Below are 24,481 nucleotides of genomic sequence, written 5' to 3' on the forward strand. Positions count from 1 at the left end.
ACCCTTTCGCTTGCTGTCGACGTTGGTTGAAGAATGTGTGCAGTCGGTGTCCTTGCGTAAGGACGACCGCCGGCGTGCGACTACGTCGGCGATCGTCCTGGAGACACGGCCTGCTCAGCCCAGCACGAACGGATTTTCGACACCCGGCGTGGGGTTGATGAAGACACTCTTGGCTTCGAGGTATTCGTAAATCGCACGAATGCCATTCTCGCGGCCGATTCCCGACGCTTTCACACCGCCAAACGGCGCGAGATAGCTGACGAGGCGATACGCATTGACCCACACGCTGCCTGCTTCGAGTTGTTTCGGCACCGTCATGGCGCGGCGAAGATCGCGTGTCCAGACGCCGGCCGCCAGACCATAGTTGCTGTCGTTGGCAATCGCGATCGCTTCCTCTTCCGTGTCGAACTTGATGACCGCCACGACCGGTCCGAATACCTCTTCCTGCGCGATGCGCATGTCGTTGCGAACATCGACGAAAATGGTCGGCTCGACAAAGAAGCCGTTCTCGGTGCCAGGCCGCGTCGAACGTCCGCCACCCAGAACGAGGCGTGCGCCTTCCTGTTTCGCCACGTCGATGTAGTACAGGGTTTTTTCGAGTTGTGGCTGGGTAGAGACAGGGCCCATGTTCGTCTCCGGCGACATCGGATCGCCCAGTCGCACGTCCTGCATGAACTTCACCAGCCGCTCGACGAACTCGTCATGGATGCTCGAATGCACGAGCAGGCGTGATCCGGCCATGCAGCTCTGGCCCGTTGCCGAGAAGATGGCGGTTACGGCGCCCTTCACCGCGTCGTCGAGGTTCGCATCCTCGAAGACGATATTGGCCGACTTGCCGCCCAGTTCCAGTGAAACGCGCTTGAAGGAGCGTGCCGCGTTCTCGTACACATGGCGACCACCGCCCTCGCTGCCGGTGAAGGCGACGCGTGCGACCAATGGATGAGCGACGAGCGGTTCACCCACTTCTTTGCCGAAGCCAGTTACGATATTGACGACGCCATCCGGCACGCCGGCCTCTTCACACAGTTTCGCAAACAGAATGGAGGATGCCGACGAGAACTCGGATGGCTTGATGACGACCGTGTTACCCGCTGCAAGCGCCGGCGCTATTTTCCAAACCGCGAGCAGCAGCGGAGAATTCCACGGCGCGATCGTTGCCACTACGCCGAGCGGCTCGAACGTGCTGTAGTGGAAAATGCCGGGTTTGTCGAACGGTGTGACGTTGCCCTGAACCTTGTCGGCGAGGCCGCCGTAGTAGTAGAACCATTGCGGCAGATATTCCATCTGCTTGAGCATTTCGGCTTTCAGCTTGCCGTTATCCTTCACTTCCATGTCGGCCAGCTCCTCCGCGTGCGCGGCGATCGCATCGCCGATCTTGTGCAGGACCATGCCGCGCTGGCTCGCTGTCATCGTCGCCCAAGGGCCGCGCTTGAACGCTGCATGAGCGGCGCGCACCGCGGCGTCGACATCTTCGGCTGTGCCGCGCGGCACCTCGGCCCAGATCTCGCCGTTGTAGGGGTTGAGGCTTTCGAACGTCCGACCATCGCTCGCACCGCGCCACTCGCTGCCGATGCGCATCTTGAACTGTTCCATCACGTTACTCCTTGACTGGTTACGGTGAGTTCATCGTAGTTGCCTGACCGGCGTCACGGAACTCCTCACTACTGCACGCCGCATGTGAAGAAATGCGCATCGGGTTCTGGCGATGCGCATGCTTCCTTTACGCGACGTTCATTGACCGAAATAGATGCTGTCCCGTGCTTCGGGCGCGGTTACAGTGCGGCGTCCGCTTTGAGAGTGGCCCGCGACGCTGCCACCCACGGCTGATGCGCTGGCGTTCGTGGCGGCCGTGTTAGCGGCCTGCAGTGCGGCTGCTGCGCGCAACTGAGCGGTGGGGTACGTGGTATCGGGCGCGTCGAGTAAACCCGCTTCACGAGCCTGGATCAGTTCCGCCCGCACTTGTGCGCGAGTCTTGCCGTAGTCGGCAGGCGCGGCGAACACAGTGGATGATGCGATGACACTTGCAAGAACAACAGCCGGGATCAATACGCGTTTCATTTCATGCTCCTTGAGAGATCGAAGAGAAGACGTTCAACGACGAGGCGGAAAATCTACGATTCATCTCGTGTTGTTCGTCGATCGGTGAACTCATTATTGCTACCGGTCTTCTATCTGCCAATTCCCGAAATGTGCGGATGGTCCGTGAAGAAATGCACAATCTTTGGTGACGTGCTGTTGGCGCCAACCGTCGCCGGGGAAGCAGTTGGCAATGAACTGAATGAAGCTACGGATGGCCGGCGCGTGCCGCAGATCGTCGTGGATGGAGAGCCATACTTCCTTGCCGCGTTCTGCGATGCGTTCGCCGTCCGTGGTCAGAACATAGGCGCGCGGGGGCGGTCGACTAGCTTGAGTTCAAGGGCCTGTTCGAGTGAAGCAATTCTTCGCGCGACGGTCGCGTGGTCGACCTTCAATTGCGGCGCCGCTTTTGCGAGGGATTCTTCCTGACTAAATGCAATGAAATAGCGTAAATCCTCCCAGTCGAACACGGATGCTCTCCTTTTCTCTCTTGATCGTCCGAATCTCGAGGTGACGCGGCTGGACAAAGATATTAGAAGCGGACTGGACCGATCTCAATCAACTATTTTTGCGCCTACGATTGACTTTAATTGCAAGGCTGCAGATGTGCGCGGACTTGTGCATTGCTGCACCCGTTGCCCGCATGTTTGGGGAATTGGCGGGGCCGCTCTGGCGGGCAAGAATGTCTGCAACGGATCGACGCACCGGAGCGCGAAGGCAGATCTTGCGCAGACACCGGGTCGTTGGGTCCCTCTTATCCGTCAAGGAGCCTGACATGAAACGCATTATGAACGCGCATCGATTTCCGTCATGGAGCGAGGAAATCATGAGCAAGAAAACGTTGGTCATACTCGCTCATCCGAACCTTGCCGAGTCGCAGATCAATGCGGCGTGGCGATCCAGGCTCCAGGAAGCTCCGGGTCCGGTCACCATTCGGAATATTTATGAGCTATACCCGGACTGGAATATCGACGTCGCGGCGGAGCAGGCGCTGCTCGAAAGCCACGAGAGAATCTTTCTGCAGTTTCCGCTGTATTGGTACAGCACTCCGCCGCTGCTGAAAAAATGGCTCGACGACGTCCTCGCTTATGGCTGGGCATACGGTCCGGGTGGCAATCGGCTGGCGCACAAAGAAATAGGGCTGGTCGTATCGACCGGCAGTCCTGAAGCCGCTTATCAGTCAGATGGCCGTGTGGGACACACGCTGGTCGAACTGCTTCGTCCGCTCGAACAAACGGCGCGTTTTGTCGGCGCGCGTTATTTGCCTCTTTTCGCGTTGCAGGGCGCGAATCACGTTATTCCGGCGGATCAATTGAGCCGTAGCGCGAACGACTATATCGAGCACATTCGGGCGCCGCACGACCAGGGCGAAGCCGCCGTGGGCGACCAGCACCGGCGAATGGAGAGTCTCAGTATGTGAAGATGAGTGGATCTTCAACGACTGCGTGGCGAGCGCGTGCCCTTGACCCGAGGCTTCGACAATGCGTTGTCGGGTTCTTCAAGACCCGGAAGGACCAATTCTTCCATTAACGCCAGTGTCCGCAGGCAGAACTCGTTGCCCGCAGCGCGTTCCGCCTCTGAAAAGTGTGCCATCGCGGGCGCGATCGACGACTCTTCCGCCAGCTTCACTATCGCCTTCTCAACGACATCAAGGCCTTTCCTGGTCAAATGGACGATGAATCCGCCGCCGTGACTTGGGTCTTGCTGACGCTCCACCAAGCCAAGGCTCGCGAGACGGTCGATCTTTTTGGTAATTGCGCCCGAGGTAACGAGTAGTGCCCGATACAAATCCGTGGGGCGTTTCGCGTACGGATGACCGCTGCGGCGCAGTGCCAGCAGCACACGCATGTCCGACCCGCTAATGCCACACAGGCCCTGGCACATTTTGTCAAACGCCTGTTCTACGAGCGTGCCGAGCCGCATGAAATAGATCGCGAGCAGGAAGTTGGAGAGATCGAGCTCGCTGTGTTCGCGTTGCCACTGCAGCGTGATGAATTCGATCAGGCTGCTACCAGGAAGATTCGCTTTCCTGGGGGGCTCCGACTGTTCCGATGCCGCATTCTTGCGGGTTCGGGTAGGCGCGGGTCGCTTTGGTGCTGCGATGCTCATCTCGATGACTTCCCTGGAAGGATGTTCACTCCCGGCAAATTTTAGCGGGACTGGCTCAATATGGCCGCGCACAATTGTACGTAAATTTTCCGACGACGCGTCAAAGATCAGGCGCGCGGCCGAGTAGTTCCGCTTGGAGGATAGTCGTCCTTATACCGCTTGCACCGCATTGCGCAACATGTCGGCTATCTGGCGCTGGGCCAGCGCCGCCGCGTCGACTTGGCCGCGCATGCTGTAAAAGGTATGCAGCATGCCGAGGTATCGCACGCACGTCGCCGGGACGCCCGCTTCGGCCAATTTCCGCGCGTAGGCTTCGCCATCGTCGCGCACGGCATCACACTCGGCGGTGATAACGATGGCCGGCGGTAGTCCCGCATGGTTGTCGGCAAGGAGCGGCGAGAGCTTCCAGGTTGTGGGCGTCACACCATGATCCAGTGCGTACGTGCGAAATGCGTACTCGACGTCGGCCTTGCGCTGCATGAAGCCTTCGGCATAGGTGGATAGCGAGGCCATCTGCTGACGAGCATCTGTTGCAGGATAGACGAGTGCCTGGGCGAGAATGCGCGGCTTGGCGTGGTCCCGCGCAAGCAGGCAGACCACTGCCGCGAGATTGCCGCCGGCCGACTCGCCGAACACGGTCAAGCGTTCGGACGGAAGGCCCAGCGTGTGCCCGTACTCGGCGACCCAGCAGGTCGCGGCCCACACGTCGTCCAACGCTGCAGGGAAGGGGTGCTCAGGCGCGAGCCGATAGTCGACACTGACCACCGCCAGTCCGGAGTCGTGGCCCAGATGCCGGCATACCGCGTCGAAGCTGTCCCGATTGCCCATCAGCCATCCGCCGCCGTGAAAGGCCATCGTGACCCCTGTGGCGCCCTTTGGATGGTAGATGCGTACGGGGATTTCGGCGTCGAGGCCCGGAATCATGAAATCGAAAACCTTGTCGATACGGGGGCCGGGCTCCCGTGCGGCAGTGCGTGCGGCGATGCCTGCACGCGCCTCCTCGGGGCTCACCTCCGCCATGCTCGGTTTCGCTGCGGCATTTGCGGCAATAGCGCGAAGCGACGGGTGGATATGGTTTTGAGAGGAAGAAGACATCGTTGATTTCAGGGAGTCGGGGTCGTGGAGGGAGCGAACGTAATGGCGGGAATGGCGGCAACGACGCTGAGGCCGCCATCCACAGTGATGATCTCACCGGCCATATGGGCGCTCAGATCGGAAGCAAGGAATAGCAGGTGGCCCGCGATTTCCGCCGGCGTGGCGGCCCGGCCAATCGGAATCGCGCGACCGACTGTCGTCCACGTCGATTCGTCCAGACGCTGATTCAGTCGCGCGTGCGGACGAAACCCGGAGACACTGCATTGATGCGCACGTTGTGGGGGGCATACTCAACACCCGCGCAGCGCACGAGGTGATGCAATGCCGCCTTCGAGGCCGCGTAGGCAACCTCGTTCGGCACCGCGCGATCGCCGGCGAGCGAGCCGACAAACGCAAAGGTGCCGCCACCATCGGCCTTCATCATTTCGCCGGCAATTTGAATCGCGAGGTACGCGTGGCGTACGACGATATCGAATTGCTGGTCCCACGACTCATCGTCGACGGCGGATAGCGGCTTGATTCCCGCGACACCGATGATATCGACGACGCCATGGACGCGGCCGAAATGCTGCCGCGCGGTGTCGAACACGCGCTGCATGTCGACGCGGGATGTTGCGTCCGCCACGCACGGTATCCCGGCCACGGCGTCCGCAATGTTCCGGGCGAGCGTCTCGTCGCGATCGACGCAGAGCACGCGAGCACCGGCCTGAGCCAGTGCATGAACGGTCTGCGCGCCGATACCCTGGCCGGCGCCAAGCACTACAAAACCGCGACCGTCGAGTCGTAACAAGGACAAGTAGTCCGGAACGTCGTTATGGATGTTGTTGCTCATGCGAGTCTCCTCCTCAGGCTGCCACTACCTGGCGATGTGAAGGCAGCAGCTCTTGCCAGGCTACACCGTCTTCGAGTTGTCGGTCACAGGCGCTCACGCCCCGAAGGTCGAGGCCGAGCGCGGGCGGCTGCTGGTTCTGCGTCACACGCTTGATCGAATCCAGCAGCACGCGGCGCACACGCACGACAGCCTGGTCGGCTGGCACCAGATGCTCGCGCGAACGGTCGTAGAGCGGCCCTTGAGACAATCCGATCGTGGCGTCCTCCACCTCGACGCCGCGCAATCCGGTCCAGCTTTCCTTCATCAGCTCGCGATTCTGGCCGAAGGTGTCGTTCCAGCTAGCCGTGAACGTGCAATTCTTGCGGTCATAGTACGTACAGTCGTTCAGCCCGAGCAACTCGATGATCTTCTCTTCGCTCACCGGGGCGTCGCCATGAACGACGATGTAGGTGCTGGTGTGCGTGTCGTCTTCGGGGACTTCGAGGACGGTGAACTGAAACGCCGGGGCAGGAATGATGCGGCCGTACGGGACGATAAATGGGACTACGCGTGCATTACGGACTCCCGGCTCATTGGTCTTGCGCAGCGCGACATAGTGGAAACCGAAGGCCGTCTCTTCGATTTTCAGAGCCGGTTCAAGGTCATTGGATGCAAGCGCAGCAGGATTGATTACGTCAGGGTTGCGTGTGAACTCGTTGTCTTTCCAGCCGGGGCGTGCCATGTTGGTATGCAGCACGCCGACGTGAGAGCTGTCCTCCCCACCCTCCACCAGTTGCAGATAGTTGCAGGCGACGTTGACGCGCAGCACGACGCGGTGGTTCGGTTCCGCATCCATGAAGGCATAGCGGGAAAACGCCGGGAGCAACTCGATTGGGCCCACATACGCCCAGACGATGCCGCCTTCCTCGCGCACTGGAAAGGCCGGCGCCTTCATCCGTGTAGCGTATTTCGGATCGGCGTGGTTCGGCGTTTCCATGACGGTGCCGGACGCGCTGAACTTCCAGCCGTGATAGAGGCAGCGGATGCCGCCTTCCTCGACCCTTCCCAGTGCGAGCGATGCGCCCCGGTGCATGCACAGCTCTTCCAGAAAGCCGACCTTGCCCTCGGTGTCCCGGAACGCGACATAGTTCTCGCCGAGCAGTCGGACGCGCAGTGGCGCGCAGTCCGGATGCGGCAATTGGGCCGAGGTGCACACCGGGTGCCAGAAGCGTCGCATCAGGTTTCCTCCAGGGGTACCCGGACCGATACGGCAAAGAATCTCGTTGTCTGCGTGGCTCAACATTTAATGCTCCTTTCCTGACTTTCGTTATTAACTGCGCTCTGCACGTGCACCATGGGACGAAACGATCCGATGGTGCGGAACCAGGGTGCGCCAGTTCTCGTCGATACCGATCTCACCGGACACGCCTATTGCGCTGCCAGCGTTCGCTCGCAGCGCCGCTATCTCCTGCTGGTCACGGGCCGCCCGGGCGTACGCCAGCAAGCAGCGCTGAAGACGGCTGATCGCGATGTCGGCCGTGGATAGCATTTCCTGCGACCGGTCGCGAATTGCGCCGCTCGAAACGCTGCACGCGGCGTCTTCCTGCGTGATGCCGTCAAAACCGGTGAAGTGGCCATTGCGCTGCTGCACGCGGTCCTGACGATAGCCATTGGCGACGGACATCGCGGCCGACGAGTCACAGGTGTCGGTCGTCATCCCGTACTTGCGCAGCGTCGGCTGATCCAGGCCCACGAACGTGAGTTGCTCACTGCGCAACGGTTCTACGCCAATGCGCTTTTCGGCGTCCCACCACACGTGATACAGGTTGCAGCGCTCGTCGCTAACCGGGACGATCGCAAGCCAGACATCCCCGTTCGCGTTGGCGATGAAGCAAGGTGCGATGAATGCGGTTACTCGAGCGATACGTTTGTCCCCGTTTTGGCGGATTGCGACATAGTGGAAACCAAAGTCCGTTTCGTCTGCTTCGATCTTCGGGGTTGCGTCGAACTGCATGTGCGAAGTCTTCTTCGCATAGTCAAGATCGGAGTCGTTGGTCCTCGCGAGGGCGGAACTGTGGAGGACGGTCAAATGCGATGAGTCGACGAGACCTTCCATCACCTGAACGAAATTGGCGTTGATGACCGCGCAGGCGTTGATGCGGTGCGAGTCCGGCTGGTCCATGAAGGCCGTGTGCGGGAAGGGCGGCTCTTCACCCTTGGGACCCAGATAACCCCAGACGATGCCGCCCGCTTCCCGCACTGGATAGGTTCGTCCCTTGATGCGCTCCTTGAATTTCGGGTCTTCGATGTTCGGGGTCTCGAGGACAGTCCCATCCACCGCAAACTTCCAGCCGTGATAGATGCAGCGCAGGCCATCGCCCTCCGAACGGGCCAACTGCATTGAAGCACCCCGGTGTAGACAGCCCTCTGCATAGAGGCCGGGGCGACCCTGCTGGTCGCGCCACACGACAAACCGCTCACCCAGCAGATCTATCGTCTGCGGCTCTCCATTCGCCTGCGGCATGTCCGACGCCTGGATGACGGGCAGCCAGAAGCGGCGCATTGCCTCGCCCATGGCCGTACCTACTCCGATACGGCACATCAATTCGTTATCTTGCTTGGTCAACATGTTGATCCCCTCGCTACAGTGTCAGGCAGTGAGTAACAGGTGGCCTCAAAGATCTAGCACCAGCCGGGAAGTCTTGGCGCGCGAGCAGCACGGCATGAAGCTGTCGTTGCGTGCCCGCTCCTCGTCCGTCAGATACAGATCTCGATGGTCGGGTGCGCCGGCCAGCACCTTCGTCATGCAGGTGCCGCAAACTCCTTGCTCGCAAGACAATGGCAAGTTGAAACCGGCGTCGAGCAAGGCGTGCGCGGCACTTTGATCCGCGTGAACCTCGATGACCTGGCCACTGCTGCCGATCTCGATTTCGAACCGTCCGTCCTCTGAAGAATCGATTGGCGTTGCCGCGAAATATTCGCGGTGCAGGTGTCCCTCGTCCCAACCGAGTTCGCGCGCGGTCTGCAGGATGTGGTCCATAAAGCCGTTGGGTCCACACACGTAAAGATGCTTGTCGGAAGAGGGCGAGCCTATCGCGGAGCGGGCATCGAGTTGCTGGTCGGGGGCGCCGTCATCGACGTGCACGTGCATCTGCGAATCGTCGCCAAATTGCGCTTGTTGCAGGCGATCGACGAAAGCCATGCGCGACAGCGTGCGCCCACAGTAGTGCATCGCGAATGGGCGGTGCTCGCGCGCCAACTGCTGCGCCATGCAGAGGATCGGCGTGATACCGATGCCACCCGCGAACAGGATCGAACGGTTGTTTTGACCGCTGTGCAGGCTGAAGTGATTGCGCGGGGCGCTGATCGTGAGCGTATCTCCCGCATGCACGTTATCGAGAAGCTTTACCGAGCCGCCGCGGGATTGGGGATCGCGCAGCACGCCAATCCGGTAGCGGGGGTATTCGCCCGGCAGTTCATACAAGGAGTACTGACGTACGGGGCCACCAGGCACGTGTAGGTCGATGTGCGCGCCTGCTTCGAAGGCAGGCAGTGCACTATCCGCCAATGGCGAGAGGTCATAGCCGGCAATGTCGTCCGCCGGCCAGGTTTTGGCAGAGACTTTGACTTGCAGCAAAGTGTTCATAGGGGTCGATTTGTGTTCCATGACGGATATAGCCGTAAAGAGAGGAGAGCGTGTCATGCGGCGATGTGAAGCCGACGCCGGATGACTACTGGCGAGGCGCCCAACTGTCGCTGAACCAGCCAGCGCGCCAGACCTTGGTCCATCACGCGCACATGCTCCGGAAACCAATCCACCAGCGCTCTGGCAAAAGAGCGGACGACCTCGGTCCGTCCATCAGCCAACATGGTGCGTACCTCGTCGAGGGATCGGAGCACGGCCGCGTGCTCGTCGATATGGCAGCCCGCTGAACCGTAGGCTGTCTCGCGCATCGAGGCGTCCTCGTCATCAAAGTGGCGGCGCGCATGCTCGGCAAACGCTTCGAGCGCGTTCTCGAGATTTTCGTCGTCCGTTGTCAGCAGCGTGTGTACACACGCGACAAACTCGTGATGGGTCTCGTCCATCGCCTGATGGCCAAGGGCGTAGTCATCATGCCAGGCGAAGCCGGAGAGCACGCGATCCTTCTCCCACGCTGGGTTCGGTGACGGTGCGGCACCGCGACCGTGGTTTGTCTGGTGATCTTTCAATTGCTTCATTTTTCAACGAACTCCTGCTCAATTGATCACGTCAATCTATTACGTCTTCCACGGAAGATACTATTCTGAGCGATGAGTGTCGAGGTAGGGCAAACGCCAATATGTGAAAATTTCGACAAACACAGCGAATTTCGTGGGTAAGGCTCGTTATTTCTGACGATGCCAAGCCTCAGAGGTTCCAGATGCGGGTATCTCCCGACGGCAAATCGTTTGACAGGGAAGACGACAAAAAATTATCTTCCGTGGAAGCATTTAACCAAAGGGAGACAGATGATGAGTTCGAGGCTGGGTCGGACGGGACGTGCCTTCTCGTGGCGTCAGACAATTTGGTGGGGACTCGCGTCTCTTGCGGCATGTGCGCCGGGAGCATCGCAGGCACAGAGCTCTGTCACTCTGTATGGGATTATCGATACCGGTATCGAGTACGTGACAAATGTCGGTGCTCACCAGTCCAGCGTCGTGCGTATGCCGTCGCTCACGGCATCGATACCCTCGAGGTGGGGCTTGCGTGGCAAGGAGGATCTGGGTGGCGGTCTCAGCGCGGTTTTCGTATTGGAGTCGGGCTTCGCCCCGTCACAGGGAACGCTGAATCAGGGTGGTCGCCTGTTTGGCAGGCAGGCATATGTCGGACTTTCAGGGCGGTGGGGGACATTATCTTTAGGCCGGCAATATTCTCAGATCTATTGGGCCTTGCCGGGTGACACGATGGGGCCGAATGTCTATGCCGCCGGTGATCTGGACCCGTACTTGTCTCAAGCGCGGCTCGACAACGCGGTCGCCTACACGTTCACGTCATCGGGGCTGACCGTGGGCGTGACTTATTCGTTCGGGCGCGACGCGGTGGATTCTGCGCCGGCCGGCGGGTGCGCCGGGCAGTCGCCGACGGACTGGCGGGCCTGCAAGTCAATGTCTGCCATGGTGAAATATGAAGCGGCGACATGGGGCGTGGCGACGGCGATTGACCGCAATTACGGCGGTGGCGGCCCTGGCTCGCCCCAGCCCAATACCTCGCAAACTGATACACGTGCCGTCATCGACGGCTACGTGAAACTGGGTACCTCGACGATCGGTGCGGGATACCTTCATCGAATTAATCACGGGGTACAGACGCCGACTGTTTTCGACGCGGTCAGCAACTACTGGTGGCTTGGCGGGACCTATTTTCCCGTTCCACAGATCGCGCTTGACGCCCAGTTCGGACATATATCGGTCAACGGTGGGAGTTCCGCGGGAGCTTCCGTGATCGCAGCGCGTGTGTCGTACTTATTGTCCAAGCGCACTTCCGTGTACGTCACAGCAGGGCGTATGTTCAACCAGCGCAACGCCGCGTTCACGATTGATGGCGGCGTGATTCCACCCGCTTCTACGCCATTGCCCGGGGTGGATCAAACGGGTGCGATGGTGGGTGTTCGTCACCAGTTCTAAATGGATAGTGAATGCTCGATGTCATCGCGCAGTAGTCGGGCGTTCACACTGGAACTCGTGACTGAGTTCTTGCCCCTTTCCGAAGCGTGGCGCTTGGTATAGCGTGCCACGTACTGAGCACGTGTCTGTCGCGGCCCGACTTCCACTCGAATATTCGTCGGCCGCGCGACGACACTTCGCCCCATCCGCGCCCCTCAAATATCGCCAAACGTCCGCCAGACAAGGCTCGCTGCAATTTGGCATGGACTCTGCATTACGCTGCGTCCAGCCGTAGCACGACCCGCCCATCCATCGAACTCGGATGTCCCCACCGGATGCACGCCTGGAACCCACGTGTCGTGCCCGTTCGTGCGCGATACGCAATCAACCAGGTCGCCAACCGGAGGACGTCTTGCTTATCTTGCTCATCTATCTTTACCCGTTGCTGAAAAAGGCACTTGACCGTGCTGAACACAGTCGTCGTGACGAATATCTCGCGTCCGCCGCCGACATGGGCGAACTCGAACGCCGCATGCATTTAACGGAGATTGACCGCTGACGCGACAAACCAACGCGCCCTCTCTCAATCAGTTTGGACGCCTGGACATGCGCTCCGGCGTCTCGATCATAGCCAGCCGCCCGCACCGCGCCGATAGTAGAGACTTCCGCGATCCGGCATCCGTGCGCCCAACTCCTGAGTTCCATGAACGACATGAATAGCACTATCGTTTCGCAAGCCTTCTCATCCGCAACGTCGGTGATCGCACTGCACTGCTCCGGCTCGGGAGCGGCGCAATGGCGCAAGCTCGGCGAAGCGCTGGGCTCGCGCCACGCGTTCGTCGCGCCCGAGCACTACGGCTGCGATAGCACGGGCCCGTGGAGCGGCGAGCGCGCGTTCACGCTCGCCGACGAGGCCGCGAGGACGATCGGCATCATCGACGCCTCGCGCGGCAAGGTGCATCTCGTCGGGCACTCGTATGGCGGTGGCGTGGCGTTGCGCGCGGCCGTCGAACGGCCGGAGCGCATCGCGAGCATCACGCTCTACGAGCCCTCGGCGTTTCATCTGCTGAAAGTGATGGGCGCGCACGGAGCGTACGCGCTCGCGGAAATCATCGCCATCTCGAAGCGCACCGCCGATGGCGTGACCTGTGGCGACTATCGGGGCGCGGCGGCTTCATTCGTCGATTACTGGGGCGGCCGGGGCGCATGGGAAGCGTTGCGGCCCTCGGTGCAGGCGGCACTCACACGCTGGGCGCCAAAGGCGCCGCTCGACTTTCGCGCGCTGCTCGACGAACGCACGCCCGCAAGCGCATACACCGGCCTGCGTGTCCCGGCGCTGATCATGCGCGGCCAGCACGCGCCCGTCCCGACGCGCGCGATCGCCGAGCGGCTGCCGATGCTGCTGCCCGCTGCGCGTCTTGCAATCGTCGAGGGTGCAGGACACATGGGGCCGCTCACGCACGCCGACAGCGTCAACGCCATGATCGTGCGGCATATTGCCGAGGCGGATGCGACGGCTTGAAGCGGTCTCCTGAGTAAACCAATAAGCACGTACAGCAGACAAACCAAGGTTCTTTTGAGCGTTACGCGATATCTGTTGCCACGAGACATCGATCACATTTTCACGACTCGATGACCGCGCTCACGTGTTGCCAACGGACAATCACTGCCGCATATAAAGCCGCACTGGCATCCTATCCGGCACCATCGTAAACGCGGCCACTTCCCGAATAGAACTCGTATCGACTGCAAGTTGCGAAACAAACCCGGCCGATAACATTGAAATAACAAGCCGCATTTCGACCGTCGAAAGATGCCGGCCAGGACATACCCGCGGTCCCCCGCCAAACTGCAAATGCGCGCGCGTCTCGTGCGCTCCGCGCTCCGGTGTTCGTTCATGCATCCAACGCTCTGGATCAAATTTGTCCGGATGCTCGAAGTTGCTCGCGTCCAGCATGGAGGGGCGCGTCAAGAAGAACATTCTGGAACCGGCAGGCAAGTGAATCCCGCGATGCTCGACGTCCTGCAGCGGCTCAAACGCATGAACGGGAACTACGGGCCTGAACCGGCTCGCTTCAGTGCACACGGCCTCGCACAGGTCGAGCGTCTTGAGTGTTTCGTAAGTCGGGCACACGCCAGCGGCTCCCAACACGGCGCGTGACCGGTTTGAAACCCGACTCTGCAACGCATCGTCGGCGCTCAGATACAGAAGCGCCCACGCGATCGAATGCGCCGTGGTGTCTTCGCCCGCGAGCAACATGGTCAGCACGTTGGCCGCCACCTGGTCATCGGTGATACCAGAGCCCGGTGTGTCGCGAATTTGCAGCATGGCTTCGAGTAAATTGCCGGGTTCGTCATGAGGCTGGTCTCGAATGCGCTCGCGCGCACGATTCATCGTCAAGCGCACGTAGCGATGCACTTCCGCCAGGGCGTGATCGAGCCGGTGATCGCGTGGCAGTTTGACGTATCGCCAATAGGGGAACGGAGCGTTTATCCGGCTCATTAGCGTGGGAAAAATCAACGCCAGATGTTCCTGAATGACGTTGCCGTCCTGCTCCAGGGTTCCCGGATCGTCGCCGAACGCGAGCGCGCTGGTGACATCGACCGTATAGCGTTTGAGATCTTCGGTCATCTCGACGACGCGGTCACTGCGCGCGGCGCGTTCCCACCGTACTCTGAGACGCTCGGTGATGGCCGCCAGGGTGGGGTAGAACGCCTTGATATGCGCCACGGAAAGCGCCTGCATCACCAGCTTTCGTTGCGGCTCCCATGCGGCGCCCTCGACAGAAAACACGCCGTTGCTGCCCATCTCGTCAAGATTCTCCTCAATCGGCGAATATCGCCGATATCCGTTTGGCCGCTCGCGCATAATCGAATGACACAACTCCGTGTCGTCCCAGACCGTCACAGGCCGTGAGCCGATCTGGAAACGATAGGGCGTGCCAAGCTCCTGCGCCCACCGCTCGAGAATGAGATGCGCGCGCGATGGCGTCAACTGGTGCGCATTTCCAATCAGCGGGAGGCCTCGCGGCGCCGGAAGATCGGAGATTTCACGCAACTTGAAGGTTCCTGCCGACGCAATAGCCATGGTTCATCTCCGTCAGGAAACCTTAGCAATGGTATGAAGATCGGGATCGTAATGACGACACCGTATCGTCCAAGCATAGGTCACGGCTAGAGTCGCAAGTCTCTCCTACAAGCCTTTATCTAATGCGTCTACGCCTTTTTACTTCGCCGTTGAGCTCACATGAAGACTCGAACCAATGTATGAAGAGGCTGACAAATAATGGCGAGAACCAATCGCGATATTGCCGGTTGCGATGGCCGAGAAAGTCGGGCTCACGAACATCGGGATGTTCGGATGTCGTTAGGTGGTTGGCGCACGACACGTGCCTGTTGGTTCCCGACAAACAGCTGCCGTCACTTGAGTGCAGCGAACCGTGTGGGAGCCGCATTTGAAGGTTCTTTTGCGCAGCGGCCGCCTCCACCAGGGCGGCCGCGCCACTGACGGGCCTCATCAAATCATGCGGAAGACAGTGACGACGACGGAGATATGCGATGGAGTTGAATGCCAACCATGTACGGCCATTGGCATCCTCCCAGACGAGCACCTCAAGTGGAAGATCCAACGCAGCAGTTGACGCGCGTTGCATCAATGGCCTGCCGGTCTCGGGGTTGCCGAAGACCCTCAGCAGAGAGCAGTCTATTGCTCCAGGTTCACAGGCGTCATGCGTGGCATCAGCAGATGAATGATGCCGAGCGCGACCAGATAAGCCGATGCACCGACAGCGAAGAGCACCCAATACTGACCGGTGCGCTGCAACGTCTCGCCGATGATTCCCGAGTAGAAGAACGAGCCGATCATCCCTGCCACGCCGCCGATACCGACCACCGTGCCAACCATCCGGCGCGGAAACACGTCGCCGACGGTCGTGACAAGATTTGCCGACCACCCCTGGTGAGCCGCTGCGGCAAGTCCGACGGCGAAGACTGCGTACCAGAGGCTTTGAAAGAGCGAAAGCGTGGCAATCGGGAGGACGCACAGCGCGCAGACACCCATCGCGATCTTGCGTGCGACGTTAGGTTTGTGGGAACGCTGCATCAGCCGGGACGACAGCCATCCTCCAGCCACACTGCCGACGGACGCCATCGTGTAGATGACAATCAACGGCAGTCCAAGATTGCCGATGTCGATGTGCCTCGACTCATTGAGCCATTTGGGCAGCCAGAACAAGTAAAACCACCACACCGGATCGGTCAGCAGTTTGCCGAAAATGAACGCCCACGTTTCGCGGTACTTCAGCACTGAAAGCCAGCCCACGGGTTGCTCAACGCTTTCGTCCCGATCCGAATTGATGTAATTTAGCTCGCGCTTTGATACCGACGAATGCTCCGCCGGAGGACGGTACACGAGCAGCCACACTGCCAACCACACGAAACCGGCCGCCCCTCCCACAATGAACGTCGCACGCCAACCCCACATGACAGCGGCGATCGGTACGAATGCAGGCGCAACGATCCCGCCGACGGTTGCGCCCATGTTCCACAGGCCCGTGGCCAACGCACGCTCTTTCTTCGGAAACCATACGGCTGTGGTGCGGATGGCGACAGGGAAATTGGCCGCCTCGCCGAACCCGAGCAATCCGCGCACAGCCGCGAAGCCGGGGACGGTCGCCGCCATCGCGTGCAGCATCGCGGCCAGGCTCCACATCGCCATGGCACTGCCGTAGACCACTTTGGTGCTGATCCGATCCGCGATTCGACCAAACGTCGCGAGACCCACTGCATAGGCGACCGTGAACACCATCACAGTCTGCGCGTACTGGACCTGATTCCAGCCAATGTCTTTTTGCAGCAGCGGCGCGAGCAGCCCAAGCATCTGGCGATCCATGTAGTTGATCGTCGTTGCAAAAAAGATGAGCGCGCAGATGGTCCATCTGTATCGTCCGACGGCCGTTTGATCGGCGACGGAACGGACTTCTAATATTTTCATCGTGTCTCCGGGAAGTTTGTAATCAGGCAAACTGGTTCGCGCACCGCCTACAGTGCGAGGGCGGACCGCCCCTCGCGAGGCTTCATTCGGGAAAAGAAGACGACCCCGGCTGCCACCACCGACATCAAGGCCAGCCCCGTGAGCCCTCCTTCGATTGATCCGGTTTTCTGCTCGAGCAAACCGAAAGCCGCCGGCGCAACGAAACCGCCGAGATTGCCGATCGAATTGATCAACGCCAGCACCGCCGCGGAAATCCGCGCATCCAGGTAGCCCTGCGGAATCGGCCAGAACAACGCCGACGCGGCTTTAAAACCAATCGCCGCAAAGCAGATCGCGACGAACGAGAACATCGGACTGCCCTGGCCGGCGGCATACATGCCGAGCGCGGCGATCAACAGCACACACGCAACCCATGCCTGCTGAAACTTGAAACGCGCCGCGAGCATCGCGAAGAAGTACATCGCCACGATCGAGATCAGCCACGGGATCGAATTGAATAGCCCGACCTGGAAATCGTTGAAATGGCCCATCTTGCGAATGATGCTGGGCAGCCAGAACGTTGCACCGTAGATCGTCAGCGAAACCGAGAAATAGATCACGCAGAAGATCACGATCTGCGGGTCGCGTAGCAGAGCCCAGACGGACGGCTTGACCGCATGCGCCGCATCGCGCTCGCGCTGCTCTTCCTCTATCTCGGCGACGACCGCGTCCTGTTCGGCGCGGCTCAGCCATCTGGCGTCGCGCGGCTTCGAGTCGAGCCAGAACCAGATGAAGCCGGCCAGCACCACCGAGGCCATGCCTTCGATCACGAACATCCACTGCCAGCCGTGCAGGCCCCAGCCGCTGATCAGCATCAGCGCGCCGGAGATTGGCCCGGAGAGTATCGAGGCGAGCGCCGAGCCGCTGAGAAAGATCGCCATCGCCTTGCCTCGCTCGTCGCGCGGCAGCCATTGAGTGAAATAGAAGATGACGCCCGGAAAGAAGCCCGCCTCGGCCGCGCCGAGCAGCAACCGCATCGCATAGAACGACGTCTCGCCTCGGACGAACGCCATGCCGACGGCGGCCAGACCCCACGTAAACATGATGCGCGTGAGCCACGCCTTCGCGCCGAAGCGCTGCAGCAGCATGTTCGACGGCACTTCGAAGACGGCGTAGCTGACGAAGAAGAGCCCTGCGCCGAGTCCATAGGCCGCGGCACCGATGCCCAGATCGGCGCTCAGATGCTGGCGGACGAAGCCGATGTTCACCCGGTCGATGTAGTTGACGACGAACATCACGACGAAGAGCGGCAGCACATGCCACTTGATCTTGCGCACGGCGCTTGCCAGCGCGTCCGCTCGGTCCGGGCCGGCTGCGGCCGGGGTGGGTCTGCTCATCGGCTTGTCTCCGTTGTGGACCAGAGTCGGCGCTTCAGCACTTACTCAGATCTCATGCAACATAGTTGCGAGTGGCAATGCACATCGCGCGCGGCACATCTGGTCGGGTCAGAAGCGCGGATTCTTACCGCTGAAACTCGGGTCGTACTTCTGCATCTGCTTCAGGTCGTCGCGATTCCGCACGCCGCACGACAGATACTGGGCATGCAGTTCGGCCAGTCGGTCGTGGTCGAGTTCGACGCCGAGGCCTGGTGTGGTGGGCACGCGTAGCGCGCCGTTGTCGAAGCTCACGCGGCCACCCTTGATGACTTCTTCTTCCTGCCACGGGTAATGGGTGTCGCACGCGTAGGTCAGGTTGGGGATGCTCGCCGCGACGTGCGTCATCGCCATCAGGCTGATGCCGAGGTGCGAGTTGGAGTGCATCGACATGCCCAGATCCCACAGCTTGCACATGCGCGCGAGCGTCTGGGTCGCACGCAGACCACCCCAGTAGTGATGATCCGACAGCAACACCTTCACCGAACCCATCTCGGCGCCACGGCGGAAATCTTCCATGGTCGTGATCACCATGTTGGTCGCGAGCGGCAGGCGCGTGTGCTTCGCCAACTCGGCCATGCCTGCGAGCCCCGGACAGGGGTCTTCGTAGTACTCGAGCAGTTCGTCGAGTTCGGGCGCGGCCGCGATGCTCGTTTCGAGCGTCCAGTTGGCGTTCGGATCGAGGCGCAGCGGCAGGCCGGGGAAAGCCTGATGCAGCGCACGCATGCACGCGATCTCGTGCGCCGGCTCGAACACGCCACCCTTGAGCTTGATGCTCTGGAAGCCGTACAGGTCGATCATGCGACGCGCCTGCGCGACGATCTGCTCCGCGCTAAGGCCTTCGCCCCAGGCATCGGGCGCATAGGGCTTGTCGACGTGCTCCGCGTACTTGAAGAAGAGGTAGGCGCTGTAGGGCACTGCGTCGCGAACCTTGCCACCGAGCAGATCGACGATCGGCGCGCCGACGATTTGCCCCTGCAAGTCGAGCATCGCGACTTCGAGCGTGCTGATGACTTTCGGCGCGTTCTTGGCCGAGTGCGAGCCGGGGGCGAGTTCGAATTCGACCGCGCCCGAACTCGGCTTGATCGCCGCACGCACGCGTTCTTCCATCCGGTTCAGGTCGAACGGCGACAGGCCGATCACCAGCGCCTCGGCCTGCTCGAGCACACGCAGCATCGGCTCGTCACCATATGTCTCCGAGATGCCGACGCGGCCATCGCTCGTCTCCAACTCGACGATGGCGCGCAATGCCCACGGTTCGTGGATGCCGGCAGCGTTGAGCAGAGGGCCGTCGCGGAAGGCGATCGGCGTAATTCGCACCTGAGTGACGGTGATGTCGCGAGTCATGGCGGCGTCCGGAAATGGGAGGGTTTGAAGGGGATGGGCGCATGGTAAAGCACTAATGTATTAGTGCGTCAGTGGGGAAAACCCACACCCCCCAGCCTGCTGAAAACGGCTGCACGCCTGCCGGGAGCGCGTGGGCGTCGGCTATAGTATTAATATTTCAGCGGGTGGAAACAGCAGTGCCCACCCGCGCCCACGCTTCTGGTCCTGCCATGAAAATCAACGTTTCCCCGAGGAGGGCGACCCGGCTCGACCGGTCCCGCCATGCCGCGCCGCAAGTATTCGAACGCCTGCGCGAAATGATCCTGTCCCTCGAACTGGCGCCCGGCACGGTGCTCTCGCGCGCAGATCTCGCGACGCAGTACGGTCTGAGTCAGACGCCCGTGCGCGACGCGCTGATGAAGCTCGGCGAGGAAGGCCTCGTCGACATTTTTCCGCAGCACGCCACCGTGGTCAGCCAGATCAACGTGACTTCCGCCTTGCAGGCGCACTTCCTGCGCCGCTCGATCGAACTGGAAATCGTCCGCACGCTTGCGGAGCAGCGCGACGCCGCGCTGATCGCTCAGTTGCGCGCCACGATTGCCGGGCAGATGGAAGTGCGCGACCTGAAGAACATCGAGCAGTTCTCGCTGCTCGACCAGGCCTTTCATCGCCAGATGTACGAGGCGGCGGGCGTGCCGCAACTCTGGGATCTCGTGCGCAGACTGAGCGGCCACATCGACCGGCTGCGTCGCCTGCACCTGCCGGTCGAGGGCAAGACGATGGCGGTGGTGCGCGATCACACCGATATCGTCGATGCCATCGAACGGGGCGATGCCGAGGCCGCGCAGGCGGCGCTGCGCAAGCATCTCTCGGGTACGCTGAACCAGGTCGATGAGATCCGCACGAGGCATCCGAATTTTTTAACTGACGTCTGAATGCGCTCGGAGGAGCGTGTGCAAGCACCGTCGAAACTCGATCGGCCGATTTCGGCGATGGCCGTCGTCGGTCGCCATTTGATGACGCTCGAACGACCAGCCGCATTCGTCGAAGCGACAGCTCGCTCGCCACTATTCGCTCGATTCAGATAGGCCACTAACGCGCGCCGTCGCGCCGAAACCTCCAAAAACGGCTGTCAAACGCTAGCCCGTACGCGCGTCTTAGCCGGTCGGCGTCGGGCGGTAAATACATCAGCCCAACGTGCGCCGGCATGACGCGCCGAACTCAATGCGATTGCATCGGCCGCGATCTGGACTGGCCTGCCGGAGCGGCGCACCACCTCCGATGCAACGTCTTCACTCAACCAGCGCCACCGGGACGTGCTTCGTTCGCCGAGAAGAATCAGGTCAGCACCCGTCTCCTCGGCAACAGCGGCGATCGCGCGGCCGACCGTCATGCCGCACATCGGCAGCATAACCATGCGGACTTCCGCTTCAGGCGCTTGATCGTCCAGTACATTCCTGACATGCGCGACAACTTTGCGTCCGTGCGCGCTCATTGCCTCGACGATCAAGCCGAAATTGTCGTCAGCGGCTCCCAGATAAGAGGGCGTCGGGTCGACCACATGCAGCACGGCAATTTGTGCGTCGTACTTGCGTGCGGTTTCAATGGCTGACGCCAGGACGGTATCGGCCGAACTTGCACTGATTGCGACGAGGATTTTCGAAAACATGTTGAGCGCCCTCATGTAGCGGTTAAGTCAGACACGACAGCAGACTTGAGCTGTTCGTGATCCATGACCGCATCATCACTCGGTGGAGTGAGCGGAAAATTAGCTGAAGCAATCAATAAGACCAGTAGCCGAAGCGTTGCGGATAGCCGTAAACGACAGGAGGCGGGGCGTACGCAACCGGAGGCGGAGCGTAGACGGGGCTCGTGGTATAGACGGCCGGCTGGGAAATAGTGTTGCCTTTCGAGGCCATGCATTGCGCGTAGGCGGCGTTGTATCGCGCCTGCAGATTGGCCGAAGTGGCTTGCGCGCCGTTTGCACCTACAGCACTGCCGAGCAGCAGGCCCGCGCCCGCACCGATCGCTGCGCCGACGCCGGCGTCGCCTGCCGCGGCGCCGAGCAGCGCGCCGGCGGCCACTCCGCCCACGGTTCCGATCGCACTGCTGCCGACGCCGGATGGTATTGCACCGTGTGTTTGCCCGGCGGCATTGTCAGAGCGGAATGCGTAGTCCCGGCATGCATAGTCTTCCTGCTGGAACACGCTAATCGGCTTGCCACTTGGCGGCAATGCGACGACTGACGGGCCAGTCGGCGGCATGACGGCGCAGCCGGTAAGCGCGACGGCGATCAAGCATGCGGGCAAGGCGATACGAGTGGTTCTTAAGAGTTTCATGATGTTCACGTCCCCTGATTCGATGACGCCATCTTGAGCGCGCACAGTTAGCGTTGAATTAGCTTGACGCTGCGCAGGGCCGGCGGGGGTGTGTAACAGACTGGTGAAAAGCGGGGAGGGCGGGCACGCGGACCGATTTGGGGGAGAACGCAGGTCGTTCGTTCAGTTCGAGAGCCTGTGGACCTGCTTTCTTGCCGCGTACGCGAGCGGCTAGCAGCTAGCAGGTCAATCGTGTTTGGTAGACACGGCTAGTGAGAGCGGCGTAAGCGCAAGAAGGCATCACCCGCCGCTCGGAAAATACGATGCGTCGACGAGATAGTGCTCGCGGGTGAATGCGCCGTAGATGTATTGCGGGTTCTCGACGTCCTTGTTGTAGTACTCGTGCCACCAGCTTGCCGACTGCCAGATCGCCTCGGGGCAGCTGGACCGGCTCTCGAGTCCGGGCGTGAGATCGAATCCATTGGCCGCATACGCAGTCTCCAGCATCGCAGCCGAAGGCATGCCGAAGCCTTCGCCCAGTGGATTCGACGGCACACCGCAACCCCACGCATAGCCTATCCAACGCAGCAGCAGGCTCGACAGATCAATCGACATGCGCTCACGGCGCAGTTGCGTGAGACTCGCTTGAATCGCTTCGCCCGCGACGGGCCACACGATGAGCGCCAGGTTCGGATACTGTTCGGGCGAATCGATATGTGCGAGTGTGCTTGTCTGGATCGCATTGCAGATGGGCGCAAATCCGTCCGGCGGATACCATGCGTCGGGCGAAAGCGACACGCTGGTCACTTCCGTGTCCTTCGTCGCGGCTTTGCTTTTCACGCCAACGAACATCGCCTGCGACCACGAACTCGGCGACATGTCACTGCGCACGTGCGCCTGCGCGAGTCTCAAGCGAAACGACAACGGATCGGCGCCGCCGATCAACAGAACGAAACTGTGCTCCTTGATGCCTTTCAACGGGACGCTCTTGAGCGCCCGATTGATCCACACGACGTTGCTCTCCTTCTTCTGCCGTGTCAGCGCGAGTAGATTCTTATTGCGTGCTGCCGCTCTTGACCTGCGTGCGATGACTGACATGATGGTGGACTCCCTTTGAGCGTTTCAGTGAGCAGCCGTCAGTTTGAAATGCGCGCTCCAACGCGTTTTCGCATTCACTTCCTGATCTCGATGAAGAGGCACGTAATCGACCTGAACATCGAGAGAGCCGCCCACACGCTGAATGCAGAGCATCAACGCAAGATTGCCTCTCATCGATGAAGAGGGGCGAGGGTTGAGCGTCGTCGGCAGCAGGAGCGACTGATAGTCGCCCAGGCTGCCGAATCTCGACGGTGGGTCGCCGGGGTTAGGGTGCGTGGGCCAAGGGTCGCGTGGCCCGAACCAGCCGGTAATCGCCGACTTGATTGTCTTGAATTCGTCGATCCCGATCGACTTGACCAGCGACGTGGGCGATGAAATGACTTCATAGACAGGGCCACGATTCAACGTATCGGCGCGCAGTATCCTGCCCCAGTGAACATCGCCGGTCAGGCAGGTCAGCGGCAAGCCCGCCGTCGAGACGCGTTCTATCTGTTCCACCATGAAGCGATAATCGGCTTCGTAGTTCGCCAGTTCGTAGTCGGCAACATGACCATCGAACGCGCTCGCCGGATCGGCAAAGAGCGATTGTCCCGTCAATAGAAAACCGTAGCGGGGGTTGGGTGTGTTCGCGGAGGCAACGAGCGTGTTCACCCATGCAGCGAGTGCGTTGCGGCCCGCGTTGCCAAGCAGCGCCCCTGGCGGGTCGAGCATCGTCTCGTGATCCGGCGCATTGCCGACGCCTCTTTCGCGCTGACTGCGCGTATCCAGCAGCAGGATCGTGAGAGGCTCTATGTCGATCACGCGTGGCTGCCCCATCGGGCCCGGGTAGCCTTGCTGAAACATGCTGAAGCCGATTTCGGCTGCGGTGCGCCAGCGGTCCCTGCCCGCTTCCGTCCAACTGTTCTGAATCAGCGGACTCTTGAAGGGCGCGTTGTTCCAGTACTCGTGATCGTCGGGAATCGACGCGACGGGCGCCAGCGATAGCAATTGTGGAAACCCTTCTGGAATGCCGCTTCCGTTCGCTGGCGACGCACCAGGCGCATACCAGTTGCTCACGTAGTCTTCCTGAAACTTCGCTTCAAGCCAGGCCTGGTCATTCGAAAAGTTGAGTTCCGTGGGCAGGTCCAGATAAACCTGATCGCCCGCGAACAGCACGAGGTCTGGACGCGGCTTATAGGAAGAGATCCATCTGCCCGCTTCGCCATGCCGGTCCTGGGCGCCGTGAAAACATGACAGGAGCAGCAGATTGAATCGCTCGCCGAATTCCTGCGGGATCGCTTGAGGCAGGGTGCGAAATGAGCGCACGACGGGTGCGACGGCGTCGACGCTCAATCCGACTTCATGCTCGGAAGCCGGCGCAAGGCCACTGAATTCGACAACCGTAGAGCAGAAAGGGAGCTTTCCCTGAACCTTCCAGCACTGCAGCGGGCGTACTGTCGAAGGCACAACCGGTTTGCCGCCGAGTGTCCAGGCCAGCGCCGACGCGGTGCCATTGGTAGCCGCGAGAACACCCGCCCATACGCGCAACGTCGTGGCGTTATCGGCGACGTGATTCACAAGAGACACGATCATTTCGATGATCCGGAAGAATGATTCGTTCTTTGTGTTTCGAACGGGCAAT

At 60.8% G+C, this 24,481-nt stretch carries 25 protein-coding genes; 5 read left to right on the forward strand and 20 right to left on the reverse strand.

The window, feature by feature from the left end; genetic code table 11:
• Positions 1–114: 114 nt before the first annotated feature.
• The 3 genes from P0D80_RS20335 to P0D80_RS20345 form a co-directional block, all read right to left on the reverse strand.
• Positions 115–1,593: an aldehyde dehydrogenase gene (locus P0D80_RS20335; protein WP_408286297.1), complete on the reverse strand. Its 1,479-nt coding sequence runs from the start codon at positions 1,591–1,593 to the stop codon at positions 115–117.
• Positions 1,594–1,731: 138 nt separating this feature from the next.
• Positions 1,732–2,058 (reverse strand): DUF4148 domain-containing protein, encoded by a 327-nt coding sequence (locus P0D80_RS20340; RefSeq protein ID WP_408177373.1) that lies wholly within the window; start codon positions 2,056–2,058, stop codon positions 1,732–1,734.
• 314 nt (positions 2,059–2,372) lie between these two features.
• Positions 2,373–2,546, reverse strand: coding sequence for a helix-turn-helix domain-containing protein (locus P0D80_RS20345; RefSeq protein WP_408286299.1), 174 nt, complete (start codon positions 2,544–2,546; stop codon positions 2,373–2,375).
• Positions 2,547–2,851: 305 nt separating this feature from the next.
• Between P0D80_RS20345 and P0D80_RS20350 the strand changes: the two genes are divergently transcribed.
• Complete coding sequence (locus P0D80_RS20350) at positions 2,852–3,496, forward strand: NAD(P)H-dependent oxidoreductase (RefSeq protein WP_408177371.1); 645 nt, start codon at positions 2,852–2,854, stop codon at positions 3,494–3,496.
• A 14-nt stretch (positions 3,497–3,510) separates the two neighbouring features.
• On the opposite strand, the gene P0D80_RS20355 is transcribed toward P0D80_RS20350, so the two are convergent.
• From P0D80_RS20355 to P0D80_RS20390, 8 genes are all read right to left on the reverse strand, one after another.
• Positions 3,511–4,185: a MarR family winged helix-turn-helix transcriptional regulator gene (locus P0D80_RS20355; protein WP_408286302.1), complete on the reverse strand. Its 675-nt coding sequence runs from the start codon at positions 4,183–4,185 to the stop codon at positions 3,511–3,513.
• Positions 4,186–4,335: 150 nt separating this feature from the next.
• Positions 4,336–5,280: an alpha/beta hydrolase gene (locus tag P0D80_RS20360; protein WP_408286303.1), complete on the reverse strand. Its 945-nt coding sequence runs from the start codon at positions 5,278–5,280 to the stop codon at positions 4,336–4,338.
• A gap of 8 nt (positions 5,281–5,288) precedes the next feature.
• The gene (locus P0D80_RS20365; RefSeq protein WP_408286372.1) at positions 5,289–5,510 is read right to left on the reverse strand and encodes an SDR family oxidoreductase; all 222 of its coding nucleotides are present in this window, start codon (positions 5,508–5,510) and stop codon (positions 5,289–5,291) included.
• Complete coding sequence (locus tag P0D80_RS20370) at positions 5,507–6,112, reverse strand: SDR family NAD(P)-dependent oxidoreductase (protein ID WP_408286305.1); 606 nt, start codon at positions 6,110–6,112, stop codon at positions 5,507–5,509. The genes P0D80_RS20365 and P0D80_RS20370 overlap by 4 nt, the downstream gene beginning before the upstream one ends.
• Positions 6,113–6,125: 13 nt before the next feature.
• On the reverse strand, positions 6,126–7,394 hold the full coding sequence (locus P0D80_RS20375) for a Rieske 2Fe-2S domain-containing protein (RefSeq protein ID WP_408286307.1): 1,269 nt from the start codon (positions 7,392–7,394) through the stop codon (positions 6,126–6,128).
• Positions 7,395–7,421: 27 nt separating this feature from the next.
• Positions 7,422–8,720 carry a Rieske 2Fe-2S domain-containing protein gene (locus P0D80_RS20380; RefSeq protein WP_408286309.1) on the reverse strand — a complete coding sequence of 433 codons (1,299 nt, stop codon included), beginning with the start codon at positions 8,718–8,720 and terminating at the stop codon, positions 7,422–7,424.
• A 45-nt stretch (positions 8,721–8,765) separates the two neighbouring features.
• The gene (locus tag P0D80_RS20385; protein ID WP_408286311.1) at positions 8,766–9,737 is read right to left on the reverse strand and encodes a PDR/VanB family oxidoreductase; all 972 of its coding nucleotides are present in this window, start codon (positions 9,735–9,737) and stop codon (positions 8,766–8,768) included.
• 53 nt (positions 9,738–9,790) lie between these two features.
• A complete protein-coding gene (locus P0D80_RS20390) occupies positions 9,791–10,309 on the reverse strand; it encodes a bacteriohemerythrin (protein WP_408177364.1) in 519 nt (172 codons plus the stop codon).
• A gap of 273 nt (positions 10,310–10,582) precedes the next feature.
• Here P0D80_RS20390 and P0D80_RS20395 point away from each other — a divergent pair, with 273 nt between their 5' ends.
• The 3 genes from P0D80_RS20395 to P0D80_RS20405 all read left to right on the forward strand — a co-directional run bounded on the left by P0D80_RS20395 (position 10,583) and on the right by P0D80_RS20405 (position 13,235).
• Positions 10,583–11,734 carry a porin gene (locus tag P0D80_RS20395; protein ID WP_494478258.1) on the forward strand — a complete coding sequence of 384 codons (1,152 nt, stop codon included), beginning with the start codon at positions 10,583–10,585 and terminating at the stop codon, positions 11,732–11,734.
• A 391-nt stretch (positions 11,735–12,125) separates the two neighbouring features.
• Positions 12,126–12,272: a DUF3563 family protein gene (locus P0D80_RS20400; protein WP_243658347.1), complete on the forward strand. Its 147-nt coding sequence runs from the start codon at positions 12,126–12,128 to the stop codon at positions 12,270–12,272.
• Positions 12,273–12,425: 153 nt separating this feature from the next.
• The gene (locus P0D80_RS20405) at positions 12,426–13,235 is read left to right on the forward strand and encodes an alpha/beta fold hydrolase (protein ID WP_132379048.1); all 810 of its coding nucleotides are present in this window, start codon (positions 12,426–12,428) and stop codon (positions 13,233–13,235) included.
• 141 nt (positions 13,236–13,376) lie between these two features.
• Here the strand turns inward: P0D80_RS20405 and P0D80_RS20410 are convergent, their stop codons facing one another.
• The 5 genes from P0D80_RS20410 to P0D80_RS20430 all read right to left on the reverse strand — a co-directional run bounded on the left by P0D80_RS20410 (position 13,377) and on the right by P0D80_RS20430 (position 19,465).
• Positions 13,377–14,801: a cytochrome P450 gene (locus tag P0D80_RS20410; protein ID WP_408286313.1), complete on the reverse strand. Its 1,425-nt coding sequence runs from the start codon at positions 14,799–14,801 to the stop codon at positions 13,377–13,379.
• A 115-nt stretch (positions 14,802–14,916) separates the two neighbouring features.
• Entirely contained in the window at positions 14,917–15,516 is a 600-nt protein-coding gene (locus tag P0D80_RS20415; RefSeq protein ID WP_408286315.1) for a DUF302 domain-containing protein, read from the reverse strand.
• Positions 15,417–16,706 (reverse strand): MFS transporter, encoded by a 1,290-nt coding sequence (locus P0D80_RS20420; protein WP_408286317.1) that lies wholly within the window; start codon positions 16,704–16,706, stop codon positions 15,417–15,419. Before P0D80_RS20420 ends, P0D80_RS20415 begins: the two co-directional genes overlap by 100 nt.
• A gap of 47 nt (positions 16,707–16,753) precedes the next feature.
• Positions 16,754–18,082: an MFS transporter gene (locus tag P0D80_RS20425; RefSeq protein WP_408286319.1), complete on the reverse strand. Its 1,329-nt coding sequence runs from the start codon at positions 18,080–18,082 to the stop codon at positions 16,754–16,756.
• A gap of 108 nt (positions 18,083–18,190) precedes the next feature.
• A complete protein-coding gene (locus tag P0D80_RS20430; RefSeq protein ID WP_408286321.1) occupies positions 18,191–19,465 on the reverse strand; it encodes a glucarate dehydratase family protein in 1,275 nt (424 codons plus the stop codon).
• A gap of 209 nt (positions 19,466–19,674) precedes the next feature.
• Here P0D80_RS20430 and P0D80_RS20435 point away from each other — a divergent pair, with 209 nt between their 5' ends.
• Complete coding sequence (locus P0D80_RS20435; protein ID WP_408286378.1) at positions 19,675–20,379, forward strand: GntR family transcriptional regulator; 705 nt, start codon at positions 19,675–19,677, stop codon at positions 20,377–20,379.
• A gap of 197 nt (positions 20,380–20,576) precedes the next feature.
• On the opposite strand, the gene P0D80_RS20440 is transcribed toward P0D80_RS20435, so the two are convergent.
• The 4 genes from P0D80_RS20440 to P0D80_RS20455 form a co-directional block, all read right to left on the reverse strand.
• Positions 20,577–21,113 carry a universal stress protein gene (locus P0D80_RS20440; protein ID WP_408286322.1) on the reverse strand — a complete coding sequence of 179 codons (537 nt, stop codon included), beginning with the start codon at positions 21,111–21,113 and terminating at the stop codon, positions 20,577–20,579.
• Between the two features lie 112 nt (positions 21,114–21,225).
• Entirely contained in the window at positions 21,226–21,783 is a 558-nt protein-coding gene (locus tag P0D80_RS20445; protein ID WP_408286324.1) for a glycine zipper family protein, read from the reverse strand.
• A 279-nt stretch (positions 21,784–22,062) separates the two neighbouring features.
• On the reverse strand, positions 22,063–22,860 hold the full coding sequence (locus tag P0D80_RS20450; RefSeq protein WP_408177356.1) for a hypothetical protein: 798 nt from the start codon (positions 22,858–22,860) through the stop codon (positions 22,063–22,065).
• A 24-nt stretch (positions 22,861–22,884) separates the two neighbouring features.
• On the reverse strand, positions 22,885–24,432 hold the full coding sequence (locus tag P0D80_RS20455; protein ID WP_408286326.1) for a metallophosphoesterase family protein: 1,548 nt from the start codon (positions 24,430–24,432) through the stop codon (positions 22,885–22,887).
• Between the last annotated feature and the right edge of the window lie 49 nt (positions 24,433–24,481).

The sequence above is a fragment of the Paraburkholderia sp. RL17-373-BIF-A genome, from assembly GCF_046030175.1.
Classification (GTDB): Bacteria; Pseudomonadota; Gammaproteobacteria; order Burkholderiales; family Burkholderiaceae; genus Paraburkholderia.